This window comes from Pseudomonas grimontii (assembly GCF_007858185.1).
Lineage (GTDB): Bacteria > Pseudomonadota > Gammaproteobacteria > Pseudomonadales > Pseudomonadaceae > Aquipseudomonas > Aquipseudomonas grimontii.
The window spans coordinates 194,207-219,535 of record NZ_VFES01000005.1 but is presented as its reverse complement, the minus strand read 5'-3'; the positions used below and the strand labels follow the sequence as shown (position 1 = coordinate 219,535).

Below are 25,329 nucleotides of genomic sequence, written 5' to 3'. Positions count from 1 at the left end.
GTCGATGTTGAGCAAGGTGAAATGTTATTTAAGTTCGGCTTCGAACCGTTGAATAAAAAAAGCCCCGCATGTGCGGGGCTCTTTGTTAGTGCGTTGTGATCAGCCGCGAAGCCAGGAATCTACAGTGGCGGCGCCATACTGTTCTTTCCAGGCTTTGAGGCCACGGTGGTTACCGCCCTTGGTTTCGATCAGCTCGCCAGTGTGCGGGTTGTGGTAAACCTTGACCACGCGCGCACGGCGCTGTTTTGGTGCGCTGGCGGCGGCAGCGCTGGTCTTGCCCGGGTTTGGATCAAGGATCAGGATGATGTCACGCAGGCCTTTACCGTAGGTTTTCATCAGTCCTTGAAGCTTTTCTTCGAATTCGATTTCTTTCTTCAGGCCGGCGTCGTTCTTCAGGGATTCCAGCTGGGCAAGCTGCTCTTGAAGGGCTTTTTCTGCTGCGCGAAATTCGGCGAGTCTGGACAAAATCTGTACTCCAATAGTGTATTTGGCTGATGTCAACTACAGACAAAGCTATAAGCCAATAGCGTTAAGGCGACTCACAGAAGAAGTCGTCCTGCGAGTTCTGCACAGGCAAGAAAAATTGTAGTAGTTAATCCACCACGAGTAAATCACGTCTTTTGCCTTATTAACACTATTTCAACCCGCTAGTGCATGGCTATTCAATGGCTGGTCAGGTTTTTAATGAATTCATCGCTGGGTAATGGCCTGCCAAACAGGTAACCCTGTAGGAAATCCACACCATGAGCGGCCAGGTATTCGCACTGCTCGGCGGTCTCTACACCTTCTGCAACGATGCCCAAGTCCAGCTTTCCGGACAATTCTATGATGCTGTCCAGAATGTGACTCGATAGTGCATCCGCACCGATCATGGCGACAAAACTCTGGTCGATCTTCAAATAGTCCACATTGAAATTGCGCAAATAACCCAGGCTGGAATGACCGGTACCAAAGTCATCGATAGCAATCATCACGCCCAGTTGATGCAAGGCATCGAACAGTCGACGGGTAATATCCGTGGGCTCGATCAGCTCGCGCTCGGTCAGCTCCAGTACCAAGGTCACCTGGCCCGGTGCGAAGGCGGCGAGAAATTCACGGCAGTCCTCCACCAGCGCAAGGTCGTGGCAATGGCGCGCGGTGATATTCACGCCGATATGGAACCCCGGGCTGAACCGCATCGCGTGGGGCGCCAATTGGGCGGCGGTCTGGCGCAGGAGAGCACGGGTCATTGGCACGATCAGGCCAGAATGTTCGGCCAGCGGGATAAACAGATCGGGCCGGACCAGGCCTTCCTTGGGGTGCTGCCAGCGCATCAGCACTTCGCAACCGGCCCATTCGCGGGTGTCGCCGCGTACCACCGGCTGGAAGTACGGGATGAACTCATTGGCCCCGAGCGCCCGCCGCAGCTCATGGGTTGGCGCCGAGGAACGCTTTTGCAGCCAGTGTGCGAGCAGGCCTGCGAGTACGCCAAAGAACACCACCAGGCTGAACAACGCGGGGTAGCGGGCCTGCATATAGCGCCACACCTCACCGGCCGGCATGCCGGCATCCACGCTGTAGTGATAGCGCTCGGACGCCAGATGATGATGGGCCACGGCAAATACCGGGACCGCAGTCTCATGCACGTTGCCATCGGCGCCGAGCCAGTGAGGCCCCACTTGCAGTACAAGCTGCGCATAGCGGCTGATCAGGCGCAGGGCGTTGGTCAGGTGATAGCCGTCAATCGAGGCAAACGCCGCTTTGTCCCCGTCGACCAATCGGTAGACCAGCAGCGCGGTGTCCGGCGTAACCGGGTTGCCGTTCATCAACCACAGGCGCCCATCGACGTAGTCATCCGGATTCACCGGCGACTCGTAGTTGCTGCCGAACAGCGAGGTGCAATAGATGTTTTTCTGCCAGGACAAGGTTGTCGCCCGCACAAACGGGCGGCGCGTGACTTGTTCACGCAGCGCCAGTTGCGCGCCACTGTCACACGGTTGTCCGGCCAGTGGCAGCAAGGCCTGGGCGGCGAGGGCGGTATTGTCGAGCATCAGGTCGAATTGGCGTACGGCTTCCTGGGCGGTTTGCGCCGTGCTTTGTTCAAGGGTGCGTTCGGCTTGCCAATACAGGATGGCCACACCCAGCAGGATCGGCAGCAGACCCGACAGCACGCTGATCGAATAGCGGGTGAGGAGCTTTCGCGGGCCTTTGACGGTGAGAGGCATGGGTTCAGGCCTGTTGCTCAGGGGGCTTTACCGGCAGGCCGGTGAGGAATGTGTCGATGATAGATGGCCCGCCTGGAATTTGCTCGACCTACCCAGGCTTTGCGCAATCTCGATAAAGGCCAGGGTGGCCGGCGACGACTGCCGCCGATCAAGCACCGCCAGGCCAATCTGGCGCGGCACTCTGGGCGAAAGCGGTCGCCTCACATAGCGCGGATCATGTGCCTGGGGCAGCGAGGCTTCGGCGACGAGGCTCAGCCCGTCCCCGCGGCTGACCGCTTCGAGGGTGCTCAGCAGTTGCGCGCAGCGGTAACGGACCTTTGGCCGCAGTTGGCCGGCGTCGAACAGACGGGTGACCAATTCCGAGGAACCGGCTTCGGTCAGGATAAAGGCATCGTCACACAGGTCCTGCAGGGCCAGTGTGTCTCGCGCAGCCAAGGGATGACCCGCCGGCAGCAGCGCCACCATCTGGTCCTCGAACAAGGCGAAGGTGTCGAAGCGCTCCTGTTCCAGCACCACAAAACCCACGTCGATCCGACGCTCATCAAGCCACTGCAGCACCTGGCGGTCGGGCCCTTCGTCCACATGCACCTCAATCCCCGGATGGGCAGCGCGAAACTCGCTGAGGATGGCCGGCAGCAGGCGAATCGACGCGGTCGGCCCGAACGAGCCGATGCGCAAGGTGCCGCACCGCATGCCACGGGCATCGGCCGCCTCTTGTTGCAGGGTGTTGGCCAGGCCGAGCATGGCACGGGCGCGTCCGAGCAGTTGCTGGCCGATGTCGCTCGGCTCTACCAGCGACTGGTGGCGCCGAAACAGCTCCACACCCAGCTCCTGCTCCAGGGCCTTGATCGCGTGAGACACCGCCGATTGGCTGATGCCCAAGCGGTGGGCGGCACTGGTGAAGCCTTGCAGCTCGGCAACCAGTGAGAAGATTTCCAATTGGGTCAGGGTCATGAGTGAAAGCTCATTTTACGATGATCGATTATTAGCTGAAGAATACGCGAAGTCTCCCGTACTTTGAGCCCATCCTCATGCACGCCGCCTCCGATCGCCTGACTTATTGCAAACTCGCCACCGTCACCATGATCTGGGGCGGAACCTTCGTCGCCGGCCGCTTCCTGGCCGACCAGCTCAATCCGCTGCTGGCCGCCAGCCTGCGTTTTATCCTCGCCAGCCTGGCGTTGTTGCTGTTCATGGTCTGCGCGCGTATCCGCCTGACACGCCCGAACCTCCGGCAACTTGCGCAACTGGCGTTATTGGGTTTCTTCGGGATTTTTTTCTACAACCTGTGCTTCTTCTACGGGTTGCAGTACATCAATGCGTCGCGGGCCTCGTTGATCGTGGCGTTGAACCCGGCGGTAATCGGCCTGGCGAGCTGGCTGTTATTCAAGGAGCGGCTCAGCCGGATCAAGCTGTTGGGTATCCTGCTGTGCCTGGTCGGTGCCGGGACGGTCATTGTCAGTCGCAACCCGCAGGTATTGCAGGCCACCGCCGATGCGTGGATCGGCGACCTGCTGATCCTTGGCTGTGTGGCAGGGTGGGGCGTTTATTCGCTGTGTGCCCGTGGGCTCAACCAAAGCCTGGGGCCGTTGCAGACGGTGACCTGGTCGGTGCTGCTGGGTACGTTGATGTTGACCATGACCGCAGTGGCCACGGCAAGCGTCAGCCTGGAAGCGCTTGTTCACTTAGCGATGACCCAGTGGTTGAGCCTGGCCTACCTGGGCGTTTTGGGCTCGGCGCTGGCGTACATCGGTTACTACGATGGCATCCGGCGCATCGGCGCGACGCGCGCCGGCGTGTTTATCGCTCTCAACCCGCTGACGGCAGTGATCTGCGGTGCGCTGCTGCTGGGTGAACAGCTGACCGCGCCGATGCTGGCGGGCGCAAGCGTCATCCTGCTGGGCATTTACCTGTGCAACAAACCCCTTGCACAGGCCAGGGCAATGGGGATTTGATAAGAGTACGGACAAATACGATTACGCTGTGTAGAATCAATTTACGCATACAAGAATATGAACTTGCGCTCACGCAAGCCTCGGCCGTCAGAGACTGATGTAACCATGAAGCTACTCGGCTCCCCTCTCATCTTTGGTGACTTCCTCGCCCGCAGCGTGCGAGGCCTTTCGTGTGCGCCTCCCTCTGACCTCATCCTTGCTCGCAAATAATCAATTGCTACCCACAAGAATGATGAGGCACCGGCCATGACCGACCAATACGAAAACCCAATGGGCCTGATGGGCTTTGAATTTATCGAATTTGCATCGCCGACCCCAGGCACCCTGGAGCCGATCTTCGAGATCATGGGCTTCACCAAAGTCGCGACCCACCGCTCCAAGAACGTGCAGCTGTTCCGCCAGGGCGAGATCAACCTGATCCTTAATAACGAGCCCAACAGCATCGCCTCCTATTTCGCGGCCGAGCACGGCCCGTCGGTGTGCGGCATGGCGTTCCGCGTCAAGGACTCGCAAAAAGCCTACAACCGCGCGCTGGAACTGGGTGCCCAGCCCATCCATATCGAAACCGGCCCGATGGAACTGAACCTGCCGGCCATCAAGGGCATCGGCGGCGCGCCGCTGTACCTGATCGACCGTTTTGGTGAGGGCAGCTCGATCTATGACATCGACTTCGTCTACCTCGACGGCGTCGAGCGCAACCCGCAGGGCGCCGGCCTCAAGGTCATCGACCACCTGACCCACAACGTCTACCGCGGGCGCATGGCCTACTGGGCCGGCTTCTACGAAAAATTGTTCAACTTCCGTGAAGCGCGTTACTTCGATATCAAGGGCGAATACACCGGCCTGACCTCCAAGGCCATGAGCGCCCCGGACGGCATGATCCGCATCCCGCTGAACGAAGAGTCGTCCAAGGGCGCCGGGCAGATCGAAGAGTTCCTGATGCAGTTCAATGGCGAAGGCATCCAGCACGTGGCGTTCCTTACCGACGACCTGGTCAAGACCTGGGACGCGCTGAAGAAGATCGGCATGCGTTTCATGACTGCGCCGCCGGACACCTACTACGAAATGCTCGAAGGTCGCCTGCCGAACCACGGCGAACCGGTGGATCAGTTGCAGGCGCGTGGCATCCTGCTGGACGGTTCGTCCATTGAGGGCGACAAGCGCCTATTGCTGCAGATTTTCTCGGAAACCCTGATGGGCCCGGTGTTCTTCGAGTTCATCCAGCGCAAGGGCGATGATGGGTTTGGCGAGGGCAACTTCAAGGCGTTGTTCGAGTCGATCGAGCGCGATCAAGTCCGCCGTGGCGTCTTGACCACCGACTGATCCATGTAAGGCCTGGCAGGCTGTCCGGGCGCTTCAGGAGCATGCTCCGTATCGAAAGGTACGGAGCATTTTTTTTGTCTGTCAAACAGCTCCGAAAAGTCTTGTAACGGACATTTCCTCGGGTCTGTGGAACAAAGTTTGACGAGACTCCCACCCATGGATGACGCAAGAGCTGATCTTCTCCTGTGTCGAAATTATGCGTTTCGCGACCCCAAATTTTAAGGAAAGGCAGATTATGAAAAAACAGACTCTCGCGGCTGCAGTACTGGCTTTGTGCGGCTTCGCTGCCAGCTCCGCTTATGCGGCAGACGGCACCATCACGATCACTGGCTCGGTCAGTGGCACCACCTGCACCATCAGCGGCGGTACCGGAGCCTCGCCAGGTTCAGGTGCCAACTTTCCGGTAGTGCTTGATCGCGTGCAAACCTCGTCCCTCAGGGCAGCAGGCGATACGGCCGGCAGCAAGCGCTACTTCGTCTATGTGGGCGGCTCGGGCGGGTGCCCGAACGGGACCAAGGTCGCCGTACGTTATGAGCCGACCAGCCCTGGCATCAACCCGGCAACCGGCAACCTGCGTAATACCGCCACGGCAACACCCGCCTCGCGGGTAGAGGTACAAATTCTCGATGGCGCTTCCAACACGCCAATGGACTTGCGCACAGGTAATAACTCGACCGTTGCCACCGTGACCAATGGTCTGGCGACCTTGCCGTTTTACGCACGCTACATCGCCAACGGCGGAGCGGCAGGCGCGGGTAATGTCACCAGCAGCGTGCAGTACTCGGTCACCTTTCCTTGATGCAGCCTCGCTGATGACCATTGCGTTTGTTGCCTGAGATCCTCGCTCGACCCAGCGGTCGGGCGCAGGACAACTGTTTTCAAGGATTACCCGATGCAGGATTTACTGATGTTCTTAAGTCATCGCGTGGTGTCGGTCGCGTTGAGCCTGGCCTTGGGGATAGCCTCGCATGGGGCGCAGGCGGGGGTAGTTATCGACGGTACGCGACAGATTTACCCCGAGCAGCGACGCGAGGTCACCATTCGAGTGACCAATGATGACAAACACGCACCCCGCCTGGTCCAGGCCTGGCTGGACGCAGGTGACCCCGAGGCCGCGCCGACACTGAGCGATGTGCCTTTCGTGATGTCTCCCCCGGTATTTCGCCTGGACGCCGGCAAAAGCCAGTCCATGCGCTTGTCCTACACCAAGGCACCGTTGCCTGCGGATAGAGAGTCGCTGTTCTGGTTGAACGTCCTTGAAGTACCTGGCGCTACCAGTGAGTTTGATCCCACGCTTGAAGACAGCCAGCGGAATCACTTCAAGTTCGCGTTCCGTATCCGCACCAAAGTGTTTTTTCGCCCGGCGCAGTTATCTGGAACACCCGAGGAGGCGCCAGGGCTGCTGCGCTGGTCCCTGGAGCAGGTCGCCCAGGACAACGTGATACAGGTGCACAACCCATCGGCGTATCACGTCACCTTCAACGACATTGCCCTGCTTATGGGCTCCCATCCCGGCGCGGAAAAATTATCCCTGCCGGAAGGAATGGTGGCGCCGGGAGGCACGTTGAAGGTGCCGGTACCGAACGCCGCGCAGGTAATACCCGCCGATGCACGGGTGAATTTCACCTATATCAACGATTTCGGCGGCTTTTCATCGGCGCAGCCTGCTGTCTTGCATCGCTGAACGCGCCCCCGGAACGTTGCTGATGGCAAGCAAACGTAAATTTTCCAGCGTCCACTGAAGTCATAACTATGCCTAGTCACATCCAAGTACGGGTGCATCGTTGCGCCCCGATTTTGCCATTCCAGCATCGCAAGATGATGTTGGGCGGTTTGATGAGTGCGGCCGTAATCGCAAGCGATACCGCGCTTGCGTCTGAGTTGAGCTTTGATCTGAATGCATTCTCCAGTGGCCTGGCGTCGTCGGTTGACATGTCACGGTTCAATACCGGCAACCAGATGAGTCCTGGCATATATCGCATAGATATCGTGGTCAACGGCCAGGCGTTGGGGCGCAGGGAGGTGGAGTTCGTCGCAGCCCATGCAAAGGCCGGCGCGCAGCCGTGCTTGAGCCGCGAAGTATTGGAAAAAATCGGTATCGCGATGGATAAGGTCGATACCGATGCCCGTACGCGTGAACTCGCGAACCCTGCCGCAGCCGGCCAGTATTGCGGCGACCTGGGGCAGTGGATTCCGATGGCGTCCAGCACGTTCGATCCAGGTGCACTCGAGTTGGCCGCCAGCGTGCCGCAGGCCTATATGAAGCGTTCCATGCGTGGCTACATTGACCCCGAGACGTTTGATGAGGGAATTGCCGCCGGGTTGCTCAATTACAACTTCAGTAGCAGTGCGGTCACTGCCGGTGAAGGTGACGGTCGCACCTACCTGGGCCTCAATGCCGGTATCAATCTGGGTGCCTGGCGCCTGCGGCACCAGGGGGCCCAGAGCTGGAACAATCGCACAGGCTTTGAGACCTATCAGAACACGGCCACCTATGTGCAACGCAGCATCATCCCCTGGCAGTCACAACTGACCCTCGGAGACACCTTCAGCAACGGACAGATTGTCGACGGGGTACGTCTGCGGGGCGTAACCCTGGCCACCGACGACCGCATGCGCCCGCAGACGCAGCAAGGCTATGCACCACAGGTGCGCGGTGTCGCCGACAGTAATGCAACGGTCACGATCAGCCAGAACGGCTACACCATTTATGAGACCACCGTGGCGCCTGGTCCCTTTGTCATCAGTGATCTGCATGCCACGGGTTATGGCGGTGATTTGATCGTTAGCGTGACGGAAGTCGACGGGCGTCGAAACACCTTCGTCGTGCCGTACTCGGTGGCCCCGGAGTTACTGCGGGCCGACACGACAAAATACAGCGCCACCTTGGGTGAGGTGCAGCAAAAGGGCATCGATGCCAAGGGCGCGAACGTCTTTCAAGGCACTCTGCAACACGGCTTGACCGATGATCTGACGGTGTATGGCGGCGGCAGTCTTTCCAAAGGCTATGAGCAGGGAAAGGTCGGTGTTGCGTTAAATACGTCCATCGGTGCCTTCTCGCTGGACGGCGCTACCTCGCATACCAAGGTAGCTGATCATGGACGCCTGTCCGGCCAAAGCCTGGGCGTGGGCTACAACAAAAGTCTGCCCACCTCGGGTACGCATTTTGCGCTGGGTGCCTACCGGTTCTCTACAGAGGGTTACCTGAACCTTCCGGATGCACTGAATGTGCGTGAAATCGCTCGCCAGTCCGGTGATGTCAACGGTTATGCCCGGCAAAAAAGCCGGCTTGACCTGACCATCAGCCAGCAGTTGGGCATCGGCACCTTGAGCCTGTACGGCAGCTCAGTCGACTACTGGGGCGGGCAGGAAGGGCGCCAGGTTTCATTCACTGCGAGCTACGGCTCGACCTGGAAAAAGCTCAACTGGAACCTCTCGGCGCAACGCTCCAGGGTCCAGGACACGCGGCAACTGACCCAAAGCGAGCTCAGTGACGATGTGTTTTTCGGGCGTATCGGCCAACCTGGGCGCATCGATAACCGCTACATGCTCACGCTGTCAATGCCGCTGGGGAGCGAGCCGAGGTCGCCGACGATGAATACTTCGTTGTCCCGGGATACCGGCGATACACGGGGCAGCCAGCAGCAGGTGGGCATCAACGGCTTCCTGGGCGAGAACGCCGAGTTCGACTACGGTGTTTCTGCCAGCCGCGCGACCAGTGAGAGCACGAGTTCCAGCCAACTTAACACCCATGCAGGCTACCGCACCGGCTCAGCCAGCGTGCGTGCGGGTTATGGCCAGAGCCGCGATAGGTCGCAGCTTTCATTTGGCGTCGATGGGGGCGTCGTCGTTCACGCCGATGGCGTGACGTTTTCGCAAAGCCTGGGAGAAGCCTCGGCGCTGGTTCATGTGCCGGATGCTGAAGGCGCAGTGTTGGGCCATGACGGTGTTACGCGCATCAATAGCAGCGGTTATGCCGTGGTTCCGTCGCTCAGGGCGTTCCAGAACAATACGGTGAGTGTTGATCCGCAAGGCATGTCCATGGATGTGGAGCTTCAAGAGTCGAGCGTGAATATCGTTCCAACCCTGGGTGCAGTGCAGTTGGTGGAGTTCAAGACCGTCAGCGGGCGGGCGGTGGTCGTCCAGGCCAAACAGCAAAATGGTAAGCCGCTGCCATTTGCGGCGCAGGTTCTGGACCAGCAAGGCCGGGAAGTGGGCGTAGTGGGCCAAGCCAGCAAAGCCTTTGTCCGCGATATCCCAGCGGCCGGTACGTTGACCGTCAAATGGGGTGAAAAGATTTCTGAACGATGCGACGTGCATTACCAGATGCCCGCACATGCCGCAAACACCCGCCAGCAAGACGTCGACTATCTCCAAGGATTGTGCGTACCCAGCGCGGCTCGCCAAGTAGCCGGCAATATCAATCGGCACCCGTGAATATTCGGTGCCGCATCTGTGGGGCACCAGCAGAGGACTTGTGTATGAATTTATTTTGGCTTACTGCCTCGACGTTTGTCGGCTGGACGCTGGCGATGCACGCGCATGCTTTTTCAGGTGGGAATTGTTCTCCGCAAGGGGCAACGACTATCAACATTGCCCCTATCATCGCCCCGAGCAACCCTCAGGCCGGGCAGGTGATCGGTTTACCGGAAGGCTATCCATTGAATGCACCTGGCGCTGTCATGCAGTGCCGTTATGACTTCTGGAGCGGTTTCCATTGGGTAACTGCGACAATCAACGCGGTCAACGCTAACGCCACTGGCAGGACATTCAATGCCAACGGAGTGACGATGCCGGTGTTCGCCACCGGCTTGCCCGGGGTGGGGTTTGCAATGATGGCCCGGGACCCGAATCATGGCTTCGCCGCTGTCGGCCAATCGGCCGCATCACTGCTCAGGGTGAAGTATCCCAAGCCAGTTGTTTGGGGCCTGCAGGGACGGTTATACCTGGTGGCCACGGGAGGGGCGATTTCACCTGGGACTGCGTCCACGCGCACTGTCGCGCACTACAGGGTGCAAAATACCGTTACCTCAGCCCCTGGGTATCATCCGGTCAATATGCAGGCGCTGGTCATTAGCTCACCGCTTAAGCCGACCTGCCGGGTTTCGACGCCCTCCATTGCGATGTCGTTGGGGAGCGTACCGGTTAAGGCGTTCGGTGGCGTCGGTAGTCATGCGGGCAGCGTAACCCGCAATATCACGCTCTCCTGCGCTGGCGGCACCGGGGGCACGCGTGATGTGTTTATCACTGTCACTGACCATACCTCGCGCTCTAACCGCAGCGATGTGTTGTCCCTGACCGCAAATTCGCAGGCCAGGGGCGTAGCCCTGCAGTTGGTACGCAGCGGCAATATTCTGGTTCGTTACGGCGCGGACTCCTCAAGCGTGGGCAACCCTAATCAATGGATGGTGGGTACGACGGGCAATGCCACGGTGCAAATTCCGCTGACTGCGCGCTATATCCAGACCCAGCAGACGATCGCGCCAGGCAGCGCCAATGGCGTGGCAACGTTCACGATGAGTTACCGATGAGCCGGATGCTCCTGCGAAGGCTCGGCATGGTGGGGCTCCTGATGGTGCTGCAGGCGCCCCTGGTCCAGGGCGAAATCGTCATCGACCGTACCCGTGTGATCTATCCGGCAAAGGCCCGTGAAGTAACGGTCAACCTCACCAATGACACGGATGGCCCGCGGCTGGTCCAGGTATGGGTCGACGCCGACAATAGCGAAGCGTTGCCTGAAGACAGTGATGTGCCGTTCACTGTCACACAACCGATTTTCCGTATGGAGGCCGGCAGTGGACGAGCATTGCGCCTGCTCCATCAATCGTCTTCACAGCACAAGGAGGATCGGGAATCAGTGTATTGGCTCAACGTGCTTGCGATCAGGCCGACCGTTGAGCCATCCGCGCAAAACAACCAGGTGAATCTGGCATTCCGTACGAGGGTTAAATTGTTCTTGCGGCCGAGCCAACTGAAGGGGGCGGCGGCAGACTCGGGTAATGCCTTGCAATGGCAGCTGGTTACCGGTGATGAGTCGACGCTGCACGTGAATAATCCCGGCGACTACCACGTCACGCTGTCCAGCATCGTCGTGACACTCGAAGGCGTTGAATACCAAAGCGAAGACCCGCCGATGATCGCGCCTCGATCCAAAGCCATCGTAGCGATGCCAAGACTGCCGCACAGCGGGGAGGGCGGCGCCACACTGCGCTTCACCACACTTGACGATCAAGGTGCAACTCAAATTCATGCTGCGCAGTTGGGGCATTCCAGGTGACGACGGTTCAAGCCCGGCGCTGTCGCACCAAATGCTTGAACCCTTCGAACACCAGCACCATGACCGCGATCCAGATCGGGATGTAGGTCAACCATTCGCCCGCCTTGATGCCTTCACCCAGCAGCAGCGCCACCACCAGCAACAGCGCCGGCTCGACATAACTGAGCAGCCCGAACAGGCTGAACGCCAGCAGGCGGCTGGCGATGATATAGCTGACCAGCGCCGAGGCGCTGATCAGGCCCAGCATCGGGATCAACCCATACAGCTTGGGGTGGGCATCCATTACCGCGAAGCCCTGTTCGCCGCTTTGCACAAACCACCAGGCCACCGGCAGCATCAGCGCCATGTCCAGCCACAGCCCGCCCAGATGGTCGGTCTTGAGGTATTTGCGCACGATGAAGTACAGCGGGTAACCGATGATGACCACCAGCGTCGCCCAGGAGAACCCACCGGCCTGGAACAACTCGTTGAGTACCCCAAGGCCCGCAAAAAACACCGCGATCTTTTGCAGGTAGGAAAGCTGTTCGCCCCACACCAGGCGCCCGGTGAGCACCATGGTCAGCGGCAGCAGGAAGTAACCCACCGACACATCCAGGCTGCGCCCGTTCAGCGGCGCCCACATGAACAACCACAACTGCACGCCCAGCAAGGCCGACGAAAGCACCACGCCGCCGATCAGCCGAGGCTTGGCTGCCAGCACTTGCAGCAATTCCCACACCCGGCGCCACTCGCCGCTGACGATCATGAACACCGTCATGCACGGCATAGTCAGCAGCATGCGCCAGCCGAAAATTTCCAGGCCGCTCAATGGCGTCAGCAATGACGTGAAGTAATACATCACGGCAAACAACACCGAGGCCGACACCGATAACACAACACCTTTAGACACGCTGCCCTCGCGAAAACCGATTTCAAAACAGTAGGGGGAATTTCAAGAGCGGATTATGGTGCTTTTGACGCGAGAGGGTTGCGCTGTTTTGGGGCGTTTTTCAGGAAGATTTCTCGCTGCCGCGGTCTGGGTTTGCTTGGTAGGGGCAGTCGGCTTGTTGTTGTGGCGAGCGGGCTTGCCACCAGTAAGCCCGCTCCGCAACCATCGCTTGGTCAATCCGCCTAAACGCGCGCCACCCGGCCCGAGACAAAATGGCCCACATCATTGAACCCCGGCGTGGACGAATGCCCTGGTGTCACCAGCGAATCGATAAACGCCTCATCCTCAGGCGTGATCTTCACGTCCAGCGCCCCGGTATAGGCATCCCACTGCGCTTCGGTGCGCGGCCCGACAATCGCCGAACTCACCGCCGAGCTGTTCAGCACCCAGGCGATGGCAAATTCGACGATTCCCACGCCACGCCCTTGGGTGTACTGCTGAATCTGCTGGGCAATGCGCAGCGACTCCATGCGCCATTCGGTTTCCAGGATGCGCTTGTCCTGGCGGGCTGCACGGCTGCCGGCTTCGGGCGTGGCATCCGGCGCGTATTTACCGCTGAGTACGCCACGGGCGAGTGGGCTGTAGGGCACCACGCCCAGGCCGTAAGCGGCAGCAGCGGTGATCTGTTCCACCTCGGCCTGGCGATTGACGATGTTGTACAGCGGTTGGCTGATCACCGGTTTGTCCACGCCCAGGCGTTCGGCGATGCGGATCACCTCGGCAATCCGCCAGCCGCGATAGTTGGACAGGCCCCAGTAACGGATCTTGCCCTGGCGGATCAGGTCGCCGATGGCCGATACCGTCACCTCCAGCGGGGTGTCGTGATCTTCGCGGTGCAGGTAGTAGATGTCGAGGTAGTCGGTATCGAGGCGGGTAAGGCTGGCTTCCAGCGCGTTGAAGATGCGCTTGCGGCTCAGGCCACTGCGGTTGGGCAGGCCCTCCGTGGGGCCAATGGCAACTTTCGACGCCACCACCCAATCCTGACGATGGCGAGCGATGGCTTCGCCGACGATCTCCTCGGAGCGCCCGCCGGTGTAGACGTCCGCCGTGTCGATAAAGTTGATGCCCTGGTCCCAGGCCTTGTCGATGATGCGCAGCGAGTCCTCGGTGTTGGTCTGCTCGCCAAACATCATGGTGCCCAGGGTCAAGGCGCTGACCTTCAAACCGGACTGGCCCAATGTGCGGTAAATCATGCAAAGCTCCTTGCGGCTGTGAGACGTGCCCTATGCAATACCAGACTCGCAGGCTCTGGAACAAGCCCTGCGCGCGTTTCTTCATGTGCTCAGCAAGGCCTGGCAGCGCACTTGTAGAAACCGGTGCAGCACTTTCACCCGTTCCGACACTTGCAGGCGATGCGGGCACATCAGGTTGAACGGCGTGGGTTCTCCCTGCCAGTCCGGCAACAGTTGCACCAGCCGTCCGGCCTTGAGGTCCCGGGCGATGTCGAGGTTGGCTTTGTAGGCAATACCGTGGCCGGCCAGTGCCCAGCGCCGCACAATTTCTCCGTCATCGCTCAGGTAGTCGCCCGTCACCTCGACTTCCTGCAACGTGGTGCCTTGGCGAAAGTACCAAGTGCTGTTGGCCCGGCCCTGGCGCATGTACCGCAGCGTGTTGTGCTGCGCCAAGTCCGCCGGCGTGCGTGGCGTGCCGTGGCGCGCCAGGTAGTCGGGGCTGGCGCAGGGAATGCGTTGGTGGTCGGGCACCACCGGCAGCGCCACCAGGCTGGAGTCCCGGGGGACGCCGAAACGCAGGGCGATGTCGACGGTGTCGCGGAACAGGTCGGCATTGCTGTCGTTGAGCAGCAATTGCAGACGGATATTCGGGTGTTCCTGCTTGAACTCATCCAGCCAGCCCAGGACCACATTGCGCCCGAAGTCCGAGGGCGCGGCCAATTGCAACAGGCCGGTCAGGCCCTGGCTCTGCTGCTTGAGCGCTTGCTCGCCGTCGGCCAATGCGGCAAGGGCCTCGCGCACACTGTCGAGGTAACGCCGACCTTCTTCGGTCAGGCGCATGCTGCGCGTGGAACGTGCCAGCAGGCGAATACCCAGGCGGGTTTCCAGGCGCTTGAGGGCGATGCTGGCGGCGGCTGGCGTCAAGCCGAGGCCACGTGCAGCGGCAGACAGGCTGCCGGTGTCGGCGGTGCGCGCGAACACTTCAAGGTCGAGGATTGAGCTCATTTGTAAAAATCCTTTAAAGATCTTGTCGTTTTACCGGGATTTTTCGCCAATTGCCAAGCTGGGAAGATGAACGCTCACTTTCTAACCCAGGACACTTCTCCATGACTTCTCCCCTCAACGGTAAAACGGTCATCGTGATCGGCGGCAGCAGCGGGATCGGTGCAGCCGTGGCCAGGGCCGCTGCTGCACGCGGTGCTCAGGTGGTGTTGGCGGGGCGGCGCCTATCGTCGGGCCGCGACAAGGGGCTGCGCAGCGAGCCAGTGGACGTCACCGACGCCGCCTCCCTGCAACGTCTGTTCGAAACCGTCGGGCGTTTTGACCATCTGGTGTACACCTCCGGCCCCTCGGTGCGCGCCAAGACCTTGATCGAAACCGATCTGGACGAGGCCCAGGATAACTTCAACGTAAAACTTTGGGGCGCGTTGCGGGCGATCCAGCAGGCGCTGCCTTTCCTTGACGAGCGCGGCAGCATTAGCCTGACCTCGGGGCAACTGGGGCGCAAATTGGTGCCGGGCCAGTTCATCAAAGTCGGTATCAACGCGGCCACTGAAGCCCTGGGCAAGCAGTTGGCCAAGGAGCTGGCGCCGCGACGCGTCAACGTGGTGAGCCCCGGTGTGATTGATACCCCGGCGTATGCGGGGTTGGCGGAGGACCAGCGCCTGGCGATGTTTGCCAAGGCGGGTGGCGCGTTGCCGGTGGGGCGCGTGGGACAGGCAGAGGAAGTGGCAGCGGGGTATGTGCTCGCCATGGAAAATGGCTACATGACCGGTGCTGTCATTGATATAGACGGCGGCGGCCTTCTGTAGACGCGGACTAAATGTGGGAGCGGCAAGCCCGCTCCCACATGCAATGCGTTATACCTTCAAGGTCCGTGTCATCCGCAACGCCAACACACTACCCGCCACAATCACCGCCGCCAGCAGGTACAGCGCCACATCCGTGGAGCCGGTGGCGTCCTTCACAAAACCGACGATATACGGGCTGAGAAAGCCGGCCATCTGGCCCATGGAGTTGATCAGCGCCAGGCCACCGGCCGCTGCGCCTGCGCTGAGCATGGCGGTCGGTACCGGCCAGAACATCGGCAGGCCGGTGAGGGCGCCCATGGTGGCGATGGTCAGGCCGAGGATGGCAATCGCTGGCGTGGTGGCGAAGTTCACGGCGATCACCAGGCCGATAGCGCCCATCAACATCGGCACGACCAGATGCCAGCGACGCTCCTTGCGCAAGTCCGCCGAGCGGCCTACCAGCAACATGAAGACGGCGGCCAGCAGATACGGAATCGCACTGAGCCAGCCGATCACCAGGTTATCGCTGAAGCCCAGGTTCTTGATGATCGATGGCAGCCAGAAGTTGATGGCGTACACGCCGCTCTGGATGCAGAAGTAGATCAGGCCGAACGCCCAGATCGCCGGGTTCTTGAACACTTCGCCGAGTGAATCGGTGGTGGTTTTCGGCTTGTTCGCCAGGTCGGTGGCCTGGTCGGCTTCCAGCACTGCGCGCTCGTGGGGCTTGAGCCACTTGGCGTGGGCAAAGCTGTCGCTGAGCAGGAAGTAGGCGAGGGCGCCGAGGATCACGGTCGGGATGCCTTGCAGCAGGAACATCCACTGCCAGCCGGCCAAGCCGCCCTGGCCGGCGGCGAAGTGGTTGAGGATCCAGCCGGAAAACGGGCTGCCGAGCAAACCGGATACCGGGATTGCCGACATGAACAGCGCCATGATCCGCCCACGGCGGAACGTCGGGAACCACTGCGAGAGGTACAGCACCACTCCGGGGAAGAAGCCGGCTTCGGCCGCACCGGTAAACAGGCGCAAGGTGTAGAAGTGCGTCGGCGTGGTGACGAACAGCAGGCAGGTGGACAGTGTGCCCCAGACGATCATCATCAACGCAATCCAGCGCCGTGGACCGAACTTGGTCAGCGCCAGGTTGCTCGGCACGCCACACAGCACGTAGCCGATAAAGAAGATCCCGGCACCCAGGCCGTACACGGTTTCGCTGAATTTCAGCGCATCGAGCATCTGCAACTTGGCAAAGCCAACGTTGACCCGGTCGAGGTAGTTGAACAGATAGCAGATGAAAATGAAGGGGATCAAGCGCAGGGTAACGCGCTTGTAGATGGCGTTTTTATCGTCATCGGTGGCCAGTGTGACAGCGGCGCTCTGTGACATGGGAATCTCTCTTTATTATGATTTTTTGCGATGCGAGGGTAACGTTGATCGCCCAACGAGTCTCGGCCACGTGGCGGGGTGCTGTCTTTGTGCTTGCGCACAGTGATGCATACGTTGCGCTGTGCCGATGAACAACCACGCTTTTAAGGGCTTCTTTCAAGGAGACGGCCGCATGTTCGAGCTGGATCATGACCTGGCGCAGGATATTGTCGATAGGACCATGGCAATCCTGCCCTACAACGTCAATGTCATGGACAGTCAGGGCCTGATCCTCGGCAGCGGTGAGCCCGAGCGAGTCAATACCCGCCACGAAGGCGCACAATTGGTGTTGGCCAATGGTCGCGTGGTCGAAATCGACGGGCAGACCGCCAAGCACCTCAAGGGCGTACAGCCGGGCATCAACCTGCCGCTGATGCACGATCAGCGCTTGATTGGCGTGCTGGGCATCACCGGCGAGCCCGAGCTGTTGCGCACCTATGCGGAACTGGTGCGCATGACCGCCGAAATGCTCGTCAGCCATCGCCACCAGCAAGCCGAGCAGCAATGGCGACGCCAGCGCTGTGATGATCTGTTGGCGTTGCTCCTCGCCGACAGCGGCGACTCACCACGCCTGGTCGATGAAGCCCAGCAATTGGGCCTCAAGCCGCAGCTGGCACGCACGCCGTACCTGTTCGAACTGGGGCCAGGCCAATCGGCTGAGGCCTTGAACACCTGGCTGACCTCGCGCTATCCGGACAGTTGGTGCGTGAGCTCCGCGCAGTTCTCGCTGCTGTGGTGCCGACCGGCGACGCACCAGGTGGACAATCCACGGCTGCTGGAAAAGCTCCAGGGCCTGGGCTGGAATATCCTGCGGGTGGCGGTCGGCGGGCAGGCGGATGGCCTGGCCGGATTGCGCCGTTGCTATCGTCGCGTCGGTGACTTGCTGGCCTACGGTCGCGATGTGCTGCCGCAGTCGCGGCTGTTGACCCTCAACCGCTACCGCCTGCCGGTGATGCTCTGGCGTCATCGCAACGACGATGCCCTCGACGAGTTGCTCAACCCATTGCGCAAGGTGCTGGCCAAGGACGGTAACGGCCAACTCCTGGCCACGCTGCGCAGTTGGTGTGAACACGACGGGCAAAGCCAGGCCTGTGCCGACGCCCTCGGCATTCACCGCAACAGCCTGCGTTATCGTATGGAGCGCATCGCCGAACTCAGCGGCGTCGACCCGCTGACCCTGGATGGCATGCTGGCGCTGTACCTCGGCGTGCAGCTGTTGCCCCAGGCTTTGTCGGAATGAACAACAAACCTTACCCGTACTTGTGCATCGGACCGGCGTCATCGGCGGTGCCAACTGGCAGCATGGGCGTCATAAAACCCGGAGAAAGCCCATGAAAATCATCATCGCCCCTGACTCGTTCAAGGACAGCCAGAGTGCCGAGGGCGTCGCCCAGGCCATTGCCGCAGGGTTGGCGCAAGTCTGGCCGGATGCACAGGTGATCCAGTGCCCGATGGCGGACGGTGGTGAAGGCACGGTGGACTCCGTGCTCGCCGCCTGTAACGGCCAACTGCGCCGCGAGGCGGTGCGTGGGCCTCTGGGCGCTACGGTTGAAGCACGTTGGGGCTGGCTGGCCGACAGCCACACCGCGATCATCGAAATGGCCGAAGCCAGCGGCTTGCAATTGGTAGCGCCAGGCCAGCGCGATGCGTGCACCAGCAGCACCTACGGCACCGGCGAGCTGATTCGCGCGGCCCTGGACCTGGGTGCCCAGCGCATCATTCTGGCGATTGGCGGCAGCGCCACCAACGACGGCGGCGCGGGGGCGATGCAGGCCCTCGGCGTGCAACTGTTCGACGCCGCGGAACAGGCTTTGCCACCCGGAGGCCTGGCCTTGTCACGGCTGGCGCATATCAACCTGGAACAACTCGACCCGCGCCTGGCCCAGGTACGCGTTGAAATCGCCGCCGATGTGAACAACCCGCTGTGCGGCCCCCACGGCGCCTCGGCGATTTTCGGCCCGCAAAAAGGCGCCAACCCCGAGCAGGTGCAACAACTGGACGCTGCCCTCGGCCACTTCGCCGATCACTGCGCCAACGTCCTGCCCAAGGACGTGCGCGACGAACCCGGCAGCGGCGCCGCCGGCGGCCTGGGGTTTGCCGCCAAGGCGTTCCTCGGCGCGCAGTTCCGCGCGGGCGTGGAAGTCGTCGCCGAACTGGTGGGACTTGACGAGGCCATACGCGGTGCCGACCTGGTCATCACCGGCGAAGGCCGCTTCGACGCCCAGACCCTGCGCGGCAAAACCCCCTTCGGCGTGGCCCGAATCGCCCAGCAACACGGCGTCCCGGTGATCGTCATCGCCGGCACCCTGGGCGACGGCTACGAACAGATGTATGCCCATGGCGTGGATGCAGCGTTTGCCGTGCCGTCTGGTCCGATGAGCCTGGAACAGGCCTGCAGCGAGGCACCACGTTTGCTGCGCGAACGCGCGGCGGATATTGCGCGGGTGTGGCGCGTCGCTGCCAAGCGCTGACGCCCCACGCCGAACATGGGACAATCCGCGCCTTTTTTCGACACGGAGAGTCCCCATGCGACGCCCCATACTCTTGGCTCTGCTGCTGACCGGCACCGCCACTCCTGCCTTCGCTCAACCGCCTGCTGAAACCGTGCCGCTGTTACGGGAAATCAAGAACTGGGTCACCGGTTGCGACAACCTGCGCAATTGCCATGCCCTGAGCGCGCCCAGTGGCGTTGATGAAGAAGACTACAGCTCCCTGACCTTGCATGTCTGGCACCAGGCCGGGCCTGAAGGGTACCTGCGCCTGCGCTTCGATCATCGCGGCGAGGCGTTGGACCTGTCGACCTTGCTGTTGGACGGTCAACCGCTGGGCCTGGAGTTGACGCGGGATCTGCACGTCGAGCTGGACGATCAGGGCGGCGATCCCGAGGTGCAGTCTTACGGCGTGATCGAGGACGCAGCGGCGCGGCGCTGGTTGCAGCGTTTGCGCAATGGCCAGCGCTTGCAATTGCCGGGCGATGAGCAGGCGCACGTGTCGCTGAGCGGCCTGAGCGCTTCGCTGCTGTTGATGGATGCGGTGCAGGGGCGGGTGGATAACGTGACGGCCCTGGCACGCCCCGGAAAAGCTCCGGCCAGTGAGGTGCCGCGACGCTTGCCGACGCCAGTGTTGCGCAAGTTCCCTGCGCCGCCAACGCTGACCCCGCAAGAACAGGCGGGCCTGGTGGCCGCTGCATTGCAGGCCGTCACGCCGGAGGAGGGGGAGCCCGAGGCAAAGGCCGGGGCGCTGACGGCGCAACAGGCGATGACGGTGGTGCGTTACGACTGCGCAGCCTACAACTGTGAGTTCGACGTGGTCAGTCGCCAGCGTCAGGCGCCCTATGCGCAAACGCCGCTGGAGCTTGAGCCCTTGCCGTTGGACGGCGCGGCGCTGCAAGGCTCGGTGGGGTATGACGAAGCCACCGGCACCCTGAGTTATTTCTACAAGCAGCGCGGGATCGGTGACTGTGGCGGCGGTGGCGTCTGGGTGTTTGACGGCAAGGCGTTCCAGCTCAGTGAGTTTCATGTGATGCCGCGCTGCACGGGCGTGGGTTATGGCGATTGGCCGTCTTTGTGGACGACCGCGCCGGCACCCTAGCCAGGAGGCGGGCATGGCCTCTACACTGGCCGGCCACTTGTTTTTCAAAGGATGAAACGCAATGCACACGCCTGAACCCCACATCGTGATCCAGCGCTTTACCGAAGCCCACCTTGAAGGTGTCGCGGCGCTCTATAACGAACCGGCTGTGTGCCGGCAGGTGCTGCAGATGCCGTTCCAGTCGATCGAGGCCTGGCGCAAACGCCTGGTGATGGACAACGAGCGGCGCCTGCAACTGGTGGCGGTGCACGGCGGTGAGGTGATCGGCCAACTGGGCCTGGAACAGTACCTGCGTGTGCGCCAGGCCCATGTCGGTTCGTTCGGCATGGGCGTGGCGACGGCCTGGCAGGGGAAGGGCGTGGGCTCGCGGCTGTTGACGGCCGCGCTGGACGTGGCCGACAACTGGATGAACCTGCACCGGGTGGAACTCACGGTGTACGCCGACAACGAAGCCGCGCACCACCTGTACCGCAAGTTCGGCTTCGAGGTTGAAGGGTGCTTGCGTGACTACGCCCTGCGCGACGGGGTGTTCGTCGACACCCTGAGCATGGCGCGTCTGCGCAAGTCGGCTTAATCCTCCAGCGCAAACGCCACCGCAGCCTGCGCATGCAGCTCGGTGGTGTCCAGCAGCGGCAGGTCGCTGTGTTCGGGCTTGACCAACAGGCTGATTTCCGTGCAACCGAGGATGACCGCCTGGGCACCCCGCGCGGCCAGGGCGTCGATGACCCGCAGGTAGACCTGGCGTGACGCCTCGCTGATCACGCCGACGCACAACTCCTCATAGATGATCCGGTGCACGGCGCGGCGCTCGTCTGCGTCCGGCACCAGCACGGTGAGGCCCTGGGCGGCCAGGCGTGACGTGAGAAAATCCTGCTCCATGGTGAACGCGGTGCCGAGCAAGCCGACCGTCAGGGTGCCGGCTGCCACCGCCGCCGCAGCGGCCGCATCGGCGATATGCAGGAAGGGAATCGACACCGCCGCCTCGATACGCGGCGCCACCAAATGCATGGTGTTGGTACACAGCACCACGCACTCGGCGCCACCCGCCTGCAAACGGCGCGCAGCGTCTTCCAGGATCAGCGCGGCGTCATCCCAACGCCCGGCGTGCTGGGCCTGTTCCACCGGGCCGAAGTCCACGCTGTACATCAACACTTGTGCCGAGCGCAGGGGGCCGAGCTGGTCACGCACACGCTGGTTGATGATGCGGTAGTACTCGGCGCTGGACTCCCAGCTCATGCCGCCGATAAGGCCGATGGTGCGCATGTGATGCTCCTGACAGGGAAGGTCGCTTCACCTTACCCATCGAAAGCCGATTCGTCATACGCAGTTGCCAACCTATTCACCAGAGCAGTTCAAAAAGCGGTGATTACCAATCACTGCTTTCCTGCCGAGCTGACTCGTCTATACCTGTAAGAAATGACAGTATATTTTGAGTCAATGCACGTATCTAATCCGCATGGATGAGGGACCAATACACCTGTCCACTATGCGGGGGTTTTTCTGGGGCAAATTCCGACAATTCTCATTTCTCAGGATGTGAACTTCGAGCAAGATCGGGCCGGCTGGGAAAATGCTCCCGGTGATTTCACCGGCTACGCGGCTTGGCAATAGCCGCCAAGTATCTCTTACAGAAGAGGACACATCATGGCAGCGGAACTCCGGGAAGGTGCTCCCGGCACCCCCTACGGCGGTCATTTACCGACGACACAGCTGGTTATTCCCGAGATCCGGCTTCCTTTCGCCGGTCCGCCACCGCGTTCCGACAGTGAGCGGTTGCGCACGCATGCGCTCGCTTGGGCGCAGCGCTACGGCTTGATCGGACGCCGTGGTGCACATCGGTTGAGCACCACCGCGCTGCTCGAACTGGGCGTTGCGCTGTGCGGGAGGGCGCCCACGCCCCAAGCCGAGATTCTGGTGTGCTGGTATCTGTGGGCGCTCACTCTCGATGACCGAATCGATGATGGACCCTGGGCGGAAAACGGTGCGTTGGATCGTTTCATCATCGCAGTAGAGGCGTTGACCGAAGGCGGCGATGCTGATTCATCAGGTGAAATCAGCCGATTTGATGACCCAATGCTCGTTGTTCTGGTCGACGATCTGTGGCCTCAGACCCGGTGTTTGGGGGGCGATCAATGGCGGCATAGGCTTGTGCGACATTTGATCCAACATCTGCGTGCGCAGGCGACGCTGGTTCGTGTGCGGGAAACCGACAAGGCGCTCACATTGGCCGAGTACCTGCCGTTGCGCCGGGACGCTTTCGGCGCACTGTTCTTCTTTGATCTTATCGATGCGGCCGAAAGTCTGGACCCGTACGAGCATCCAGCGGACACCGCATGGTGGAACACGTTGCGTGAACACGGCGCCGATATCATCGCCTGGACGAACGATATCCATTCGATTGCCAAAGATGTGGTGTGTGGTGAACGCTTCAACCTGGTTTCAATCCTCGCGGATACCGCTGGCATGGACTGGCCTGCCGCGATTGAATCCGCCCATCAAATGGTGAACACGGCGGTTGCGCAGTTCACGGCGGTCGCCACCCAGCATGCAAATCACCGGCGGTGCGTCGCGACCGACCCGGACCGGCTGCGTCAGGTTGTCCGGGCGGCGGGCGACTGGCACCGGAGCGTTTCTCGCTATCACCTGCATGCCGCCGATTCCACGGCACAGGACAACCGGCAAGTGGACCTGAAACTTACTCCACCGACCCTTAAATCCCGGCAGTTCGAAATCGACCCTTACCCCTTGTATGAGCGGTTACGTACCAGTCTGCCGATCGTTTATGACGAGCCCACCGATGTGTGGCTAGTCAGTCGGCATGTGGATGTCAAAGCCGCATTGACCCATCCTGGGGCGAGCAACAACAACTACACCTGGCAGATTGGGCCGCTGCTGGGACACACTATTGTCACGATGGACGGGTGTGAACATGCGCAGCACCGTGCGTTGCTTAGCCCTTCGTTTCGCAGCAAGGCCCTGGCAGCGCTTGAAGTATCCATCACGTCGGTGACCGCGGACCTTCTGGCGCAGATGCACGGGCGACCCCAGGTGGACCTCATTGCCGATTTCACCGCAGCGCTGCCGGTGCGGGTGATGGCCCGTGCGCTGGGTCTTCCGGCTGAAACCCGCGAGGAGGTGGAGCAGCTGAAGCGTTGGTGTGCCATCGGCTTCGCTTACATGGGCAACTATCGACAGGATCCGGCACTGTTGACCGGCGGGTTATCCAACCGAGACAGTTTCTACGACTTCATCCAGCCGCACATCGACGCTCGTCGTGCTGAGCCCTCAGACGACCTGATCTCGCAGCTTCTGGCGGCAAGGATTGACGGTCAACCGTTGTCCGAGACGTTCGTCCGGTCCTACTGCGCGATCCTGATGACTGCGGGTAGCGAGACCAGTCACGGTGCCCTGGCGAATCTGATTGTCAACCTGTTGAGCGAACCTGGCGTCAAAGACGCGGTGATGGCTAATCCAGACCTGATGGACAATGCGCTCGCCGAGACCCTGCGACGCAACCCTCCTTTGCAACTCGTACTTCGCGAAGCCCGTGAGTCGCTGCTGCTGCCATCGGGAACGATTCCTGCTGGCGCGACCCTGGCCTGTCTTATCGGTTCGGCCAACCGCGATCCGAACCAATTCACCGACCCGGACACCTTCAACATGTCGCGCACCGAACAGGCGAGCAGTCATTTCGCCTTCGGAGCGGGGCGCCACTTCTGTCTGGGATCGATGCTGGCACGTATGGAGATCACGATCAGCGCTCGCATGCTGCTACAGACCTTTCCAAACGTGCGCTGGGCTCCTGGGTTCACCCCTGCCGAACGCGGATTCCTCAACCGCTGCCCCGATCAACTGGAGGTCGTACTGTGACCATTACTGACTTTGCCAAGGAGCCCGGCTACACCAACAGTTATCTTGCTGATCAGCACGCAGGCCAATTGGAACGGTTACGCACCCTGGAGCGTGCCTTTGACCCGTTGAGCCAAGCGGTTTTCGATCAGCTGGATCTTCCGGGCAAGCCTGCCATCCTCGATCTCGGCGCCGGTGCTGGATCGCTCGCCCGCTGGCTGAGCAAGCGCTATCCCAACGCGACCGTCACCGCCACCGACATCGACACTCGATTCCTGACCAATATTCCTCGCATTCGGGTGATGACCCATAATGCGGCGACCGATGATTTTCCTGCTGCCTCCTTTGACGTGGTGCACATCCGCGCGCTTCTGTGCCACCTCACCGAACGCGAGGACATATTGACGCGAGCCATCACTTGGGTCCGCCCGGGTGGTTGGCTGGTGATCGAAGACGTGAGTCTGCGACCGAGCTTGATAGCGGCGAACCCTGTGTTCCGAAAAGTAGCCCAGGCCGGAGTTACCCTCCTGGAGCAGTCCATCGGTTCCGATATGCTCTGGGCCGACACTCTCCCCGGCCAGTTACGTGATCGGGGACTCTCCAACGTTGGGCATTGCACCTTTGAAGGCCGAATCGGAGACAAAAGCCCAGCCGATGCCTTCTGGGCTGCAACCACCGCACAGGCTGGGCCTGCTCTGCTGAAACTCAAGTTACTCACTCAAGACGACCTTGATGCCATGGCCCGTCTGCGTGACGACTCCGCGTTTACCGCCGCGGCGTTGACATTCGTCAGCGCCTGGGGACGAGTCCGCTGACTTGGG

General features: G+C 61.1%; 22 protein-coding genes. 14 read left to right on the top strand and 8 right to left on the bottom strand.

Features of this window, described 5'->3' with window-relative positions; all coding sequences use genetic code 11:
• Window positions 1-99 precede the first annotated feature (99 nt).
• The 3 genes from FIV39_RS10855 to FIV39_RS10845 form a co-directional block, all read right to left on the bottom strand.
• Complete coding sequence (locus FIV39_RS10855) at window positions 100-465, bottom strand: histone-like nucleoid-structuring protein, MvaT/MvaU family (protein WP_027606583.1); 366 nt, start codon at window positions 463-465, stop codon at window positions 100-102.
• A 197-nt stretch (window positions 466-662) separates the two neighbouring features.
• Window positions 663-2,204 carry an EAL domain-containing protein gene (locus tag FIV39_RS10850; RefSeq protein ID WP_090403998.1) on the bottom strand — a complete coding sequence of 514 codons (1,542 nt, stop codon included), beginning with the start codon at window positions 2,202-2,204 and terminating at the stop codon, window positions 663-665.
• Window positions 2,205-2,231: 27 nt separating this feature from the next.
• On the bottom strand, window positions 2,232-3,158 hold the full coding sequence (locus FIV39_RS10845) for a LysR family transcriptional regulator (protein WP_090404000.1): 927 nt from the start codon (window positions 3,156-3,158) through the stop codon (window positions 2,232-2,234).
• A gap of 77 nt (window positions 3,159-3,235) precedes the next feature.
• On the opposite strand from FIV39_RS10845, the gene FIV39_RS10840 reads away from it, so the two are divergent.
• From FIV39_RS10840 to FIV39_RS10810, 7 genes are all read left to right on the top strand, one after another.
• On the top strand, window positions 3,236-4,159 hold the full coding sequence (locus tag FIV39_RS10840) for a DMT family transporter (protein WP_090404001.1): 924 nt from the start codon (window positions 3,236-3,238) through the stop codon (window positions 4,157-4,159).
• Window positions 4,160-4,405: 246 nt separating this feature from the next.
• A complete protein-coding gene (gene hppD, locus FIV39_RS10835; protein ID WP_090404003.1) occupies window positions 4,406-5,482 on the top strand; it encodes a 4-hydroxyphenylpyruvate dioxygenase in 1,077 nt (358 codons plus the stop codon).
• 235 nt (window positions 5,483-5,717) lie between these two features.
• Complete coding sequence (locus FIV39_RS10830) at window positions 5,718-6,281, top strand: fimbrial protein (protein ID WP_090404005.1); 564 nt, start codon at window positions 5,718-5,720, stop codon at window positions 6,279-6,281.
• 108 nt (window positions 6,282-6,389) lie between these two features.
• Window positions 6,390-7,166, top strand: a complete 777-nt coding sequence (locus FIV39_RS10825) for a fimbrial biogenesis chaperone (protein ID WP_090409957.1) — start codon at window positions 6,390-6,392, stop codon at window positions 7,164-7,166.
• Between the two features lie 68 nt (window positions 7,167-7,234).
• Window positions 7,235-9,919 (top strand): fimbria/pilus outer membrane usher protein, encoded by a 2,685-nt coding sequence (locus FIV39_RS10820; protein WP_090404007.1) that lies wholly within the window; start codon window positions 7,235-7,237, stop codon window positions 9,917-9,919.
• Window positions 9,920-9,963: 44 nt separating this feature from the next.
• On the top strand, window positions 9,964-11,013 hold the full coding sequence (locus FIV39_RS10815) for a fimbrial protein (protein ID WP_159440125.1): 1,050 nt from the start codon (window positions 9,964-9,966) through the stop codon (window positions 11,011-11,013).
• A complete protein-coding gene (locus FIV39_RS10810) occupies window positions 11,010-11,759 on the top strand; it encodes a fimbrial biogenesis chaperone (RefSeq protein ID WP_090404009.1) in 750 nt (249 codons plus the stop codon). The genes FIV39_RS10815 and FIV39_RS10810 overlap by 4 nt, the downstream gene beginning before the upstream one ends.
• A gap of 7 nt (window positions 11,760-11,766) precedes the next feature.
• Here FIV39_RS10810 and rarD read toward each other — a convergent pair whose 3' ends face one another.
• The 3 genes from rarD to FIV39_RS10795 form a co-directional block, all read right to left on the bottom strand.
• Window positions 11,767-12,648 carry an EamA family transporter RarD gene (gene rarD / locus FIV39_RS10805; protein ID WP_090404011.1) on the bottom strand — a complete coding sequence of 294 codons (882 nt, stop codon included), beginning with the start codon at window positions 12,646-12,648 and terminating at the stop codon, window positions 11,767-11,769.
• 221 nt (window positions 12,649-12,869) lie between these two features.
• On the bottom strand, window positions 12,870-13,880 hold the full coding sequence (locus FIV39_RS10800) for an aldo/keto reductase (protein ID WP_090404013.1): 1,011 nt from the start codon (window positions 13,878-13,880) through the stop codon (window positions 12,870-12,872).
• An 81-nt stretch (window positions 13,881-13,961) separates the two neighbouring features.
• Window positions 13,962-14,864: a LysR family transcriptional regulator gene (locus FIV39_RS10795; protein ID WP_090404015.1), complete on the bottom strand. Its 903-nt coding sequence runs from the start codon at window positions 14,862-14,864 to the stop codon at window positions 13,962-13,964.
• Window positions 14,865-14,965: 101 nt separating this feature from the next.
• Between FIV39_RS10795 and FIV39_RS10790 the strand changes: the two genes are divergently transcribed.
• On the top strand, window positions 14,966-15,670 hold the full coding sequence (locus tag FIV39_RS10790) for an SDR family oxidoreductase (protein WP_090404017.1): 705 nt from the start codon (window positions 14,966-14,968) through the stop codon (window positions 15,668-15,670).
• Window positions 15,671-15,718: 48 nt separating this feature from the next.
• On the opposite strand, the gene FIV39_RS10785 is transcribed toward FIV39_RS10790, so the two are convergent.
• Window positions 15,719-17,029: an MFS transporter gene (locus tag FIV39_RS10785; RefSeq protein ID WP_090404019.1), complete on the bottom strand. Its 1,311-nt coding sequence runs from the start codon at window positions 17,027-17,029 to the stop codon at window positions 15,719-15,721.
• Between the two features lie 172 nt (window positions 17,030-17,201).
• Between FIV39_RS10785 and FIV39_RS10780 the strand changes: the two genes are divergently transcribed.
• From FIV39_RS10780 to FIV39_RS10765, 4 genes are all read left to right on the top strand, one after another.
• Window positions 17,202-18,308: a sugar diacid recognition domain-containing protein gene (locus FIV39_RS10780; protein WP_090404021.1), complete on the top strand. Its 1,107-nt coding sequence runs from the start codon at window positions 17,202-17,204 to the stop codon at window positions 18,306-18,308.
• Between the two features lie 91 nt (window positions 18,309-18,399).
• Window positions 18,400-19,539, top strand: a complete 1,140-nt coding sequence (locus FIV39_RS10775) for a glycerate kinase (RefSeq protein WP_090404023.1) — start codon at window positions 18,400-18,402, stop codon at window positions 19,537-19,539.
• Between the two features lie 55 nt (window positions 19,540-19,594).
• A complete protein-coding gene (locus FIV39_RS10770; RefSeq protein WP_090404025.1) occupies window positions 19,595-20,659 on the top strand; it encodes a DUF1176 domain-containing protein in 1,065 nt (354 codons plus the stop codon).
• Between the two features lie 61 nt (window positions 20,660-20,720).
• Window positions 20,721-21,233, top strand: coding sequence for a GNAT family N-acetyltransferase (locus FIV39_RS10765; RefSeq protein WP_090404027.1), 513 nt, complete (start codon window positions 20,721-20,723; stop codon window positions 21,231-21,233).
• Here the strand turns inward: FIV39_RS10765 and FIV39_RS10760 are convergent.
• Complete coding sequence (locus FIV39_RS10760) at window positions 21,230-21,922, bottom strand: aspartate/glutamate racemase family protein (protein WP_090404028.1); 693 nt, start codon at window positions 21,920-21,922, stop codon at window positions 21,230-21,232. The two genes, FIV39_RS10765 and FIV39_RS10760, sit on opposite strands and share 4 nt — an antisense overlap.
• A 381-nt stretch (window positions 21,923-22,303) precedes the next feature.
• Here FIV39_RS10760 and FIV39_RS10755 point away from each other — a divergent pair, with 381 nt between their 5' ends.
• Together FIV39_RS10755 and FIV39_RS10750 are read left to right on the top strand one after the other, a co-directional pair.
• Window positions 22,304-24,529 (top strand): cytochrome P450, encoded by a 2,226-nt coding sequence (locus FIV39_RS10755; protein ID WP_090404030.1) that lies wholly within the window; start codon window positions 22,304-22,306, stop codon window positions 24,527-24,529.
• Window positions 24,526-25,323, top strand: coding sequence for a class I SAM-dependent methyltransferase (locus FIV39_RS10750; protein ID WP_090404032.1), 798 nt, complete (start codon window positions 24,526-24,528; stop codon window positions 25,321-25,323). The genes FIV39_RS10755 and FIV39_RS10750 overlap by 4 nt, the downstream gene beginning before the upstream one ends.
• The last annotated feature ends 6 nt before the right edge of the window (window positions 25,324-25,329 follow it).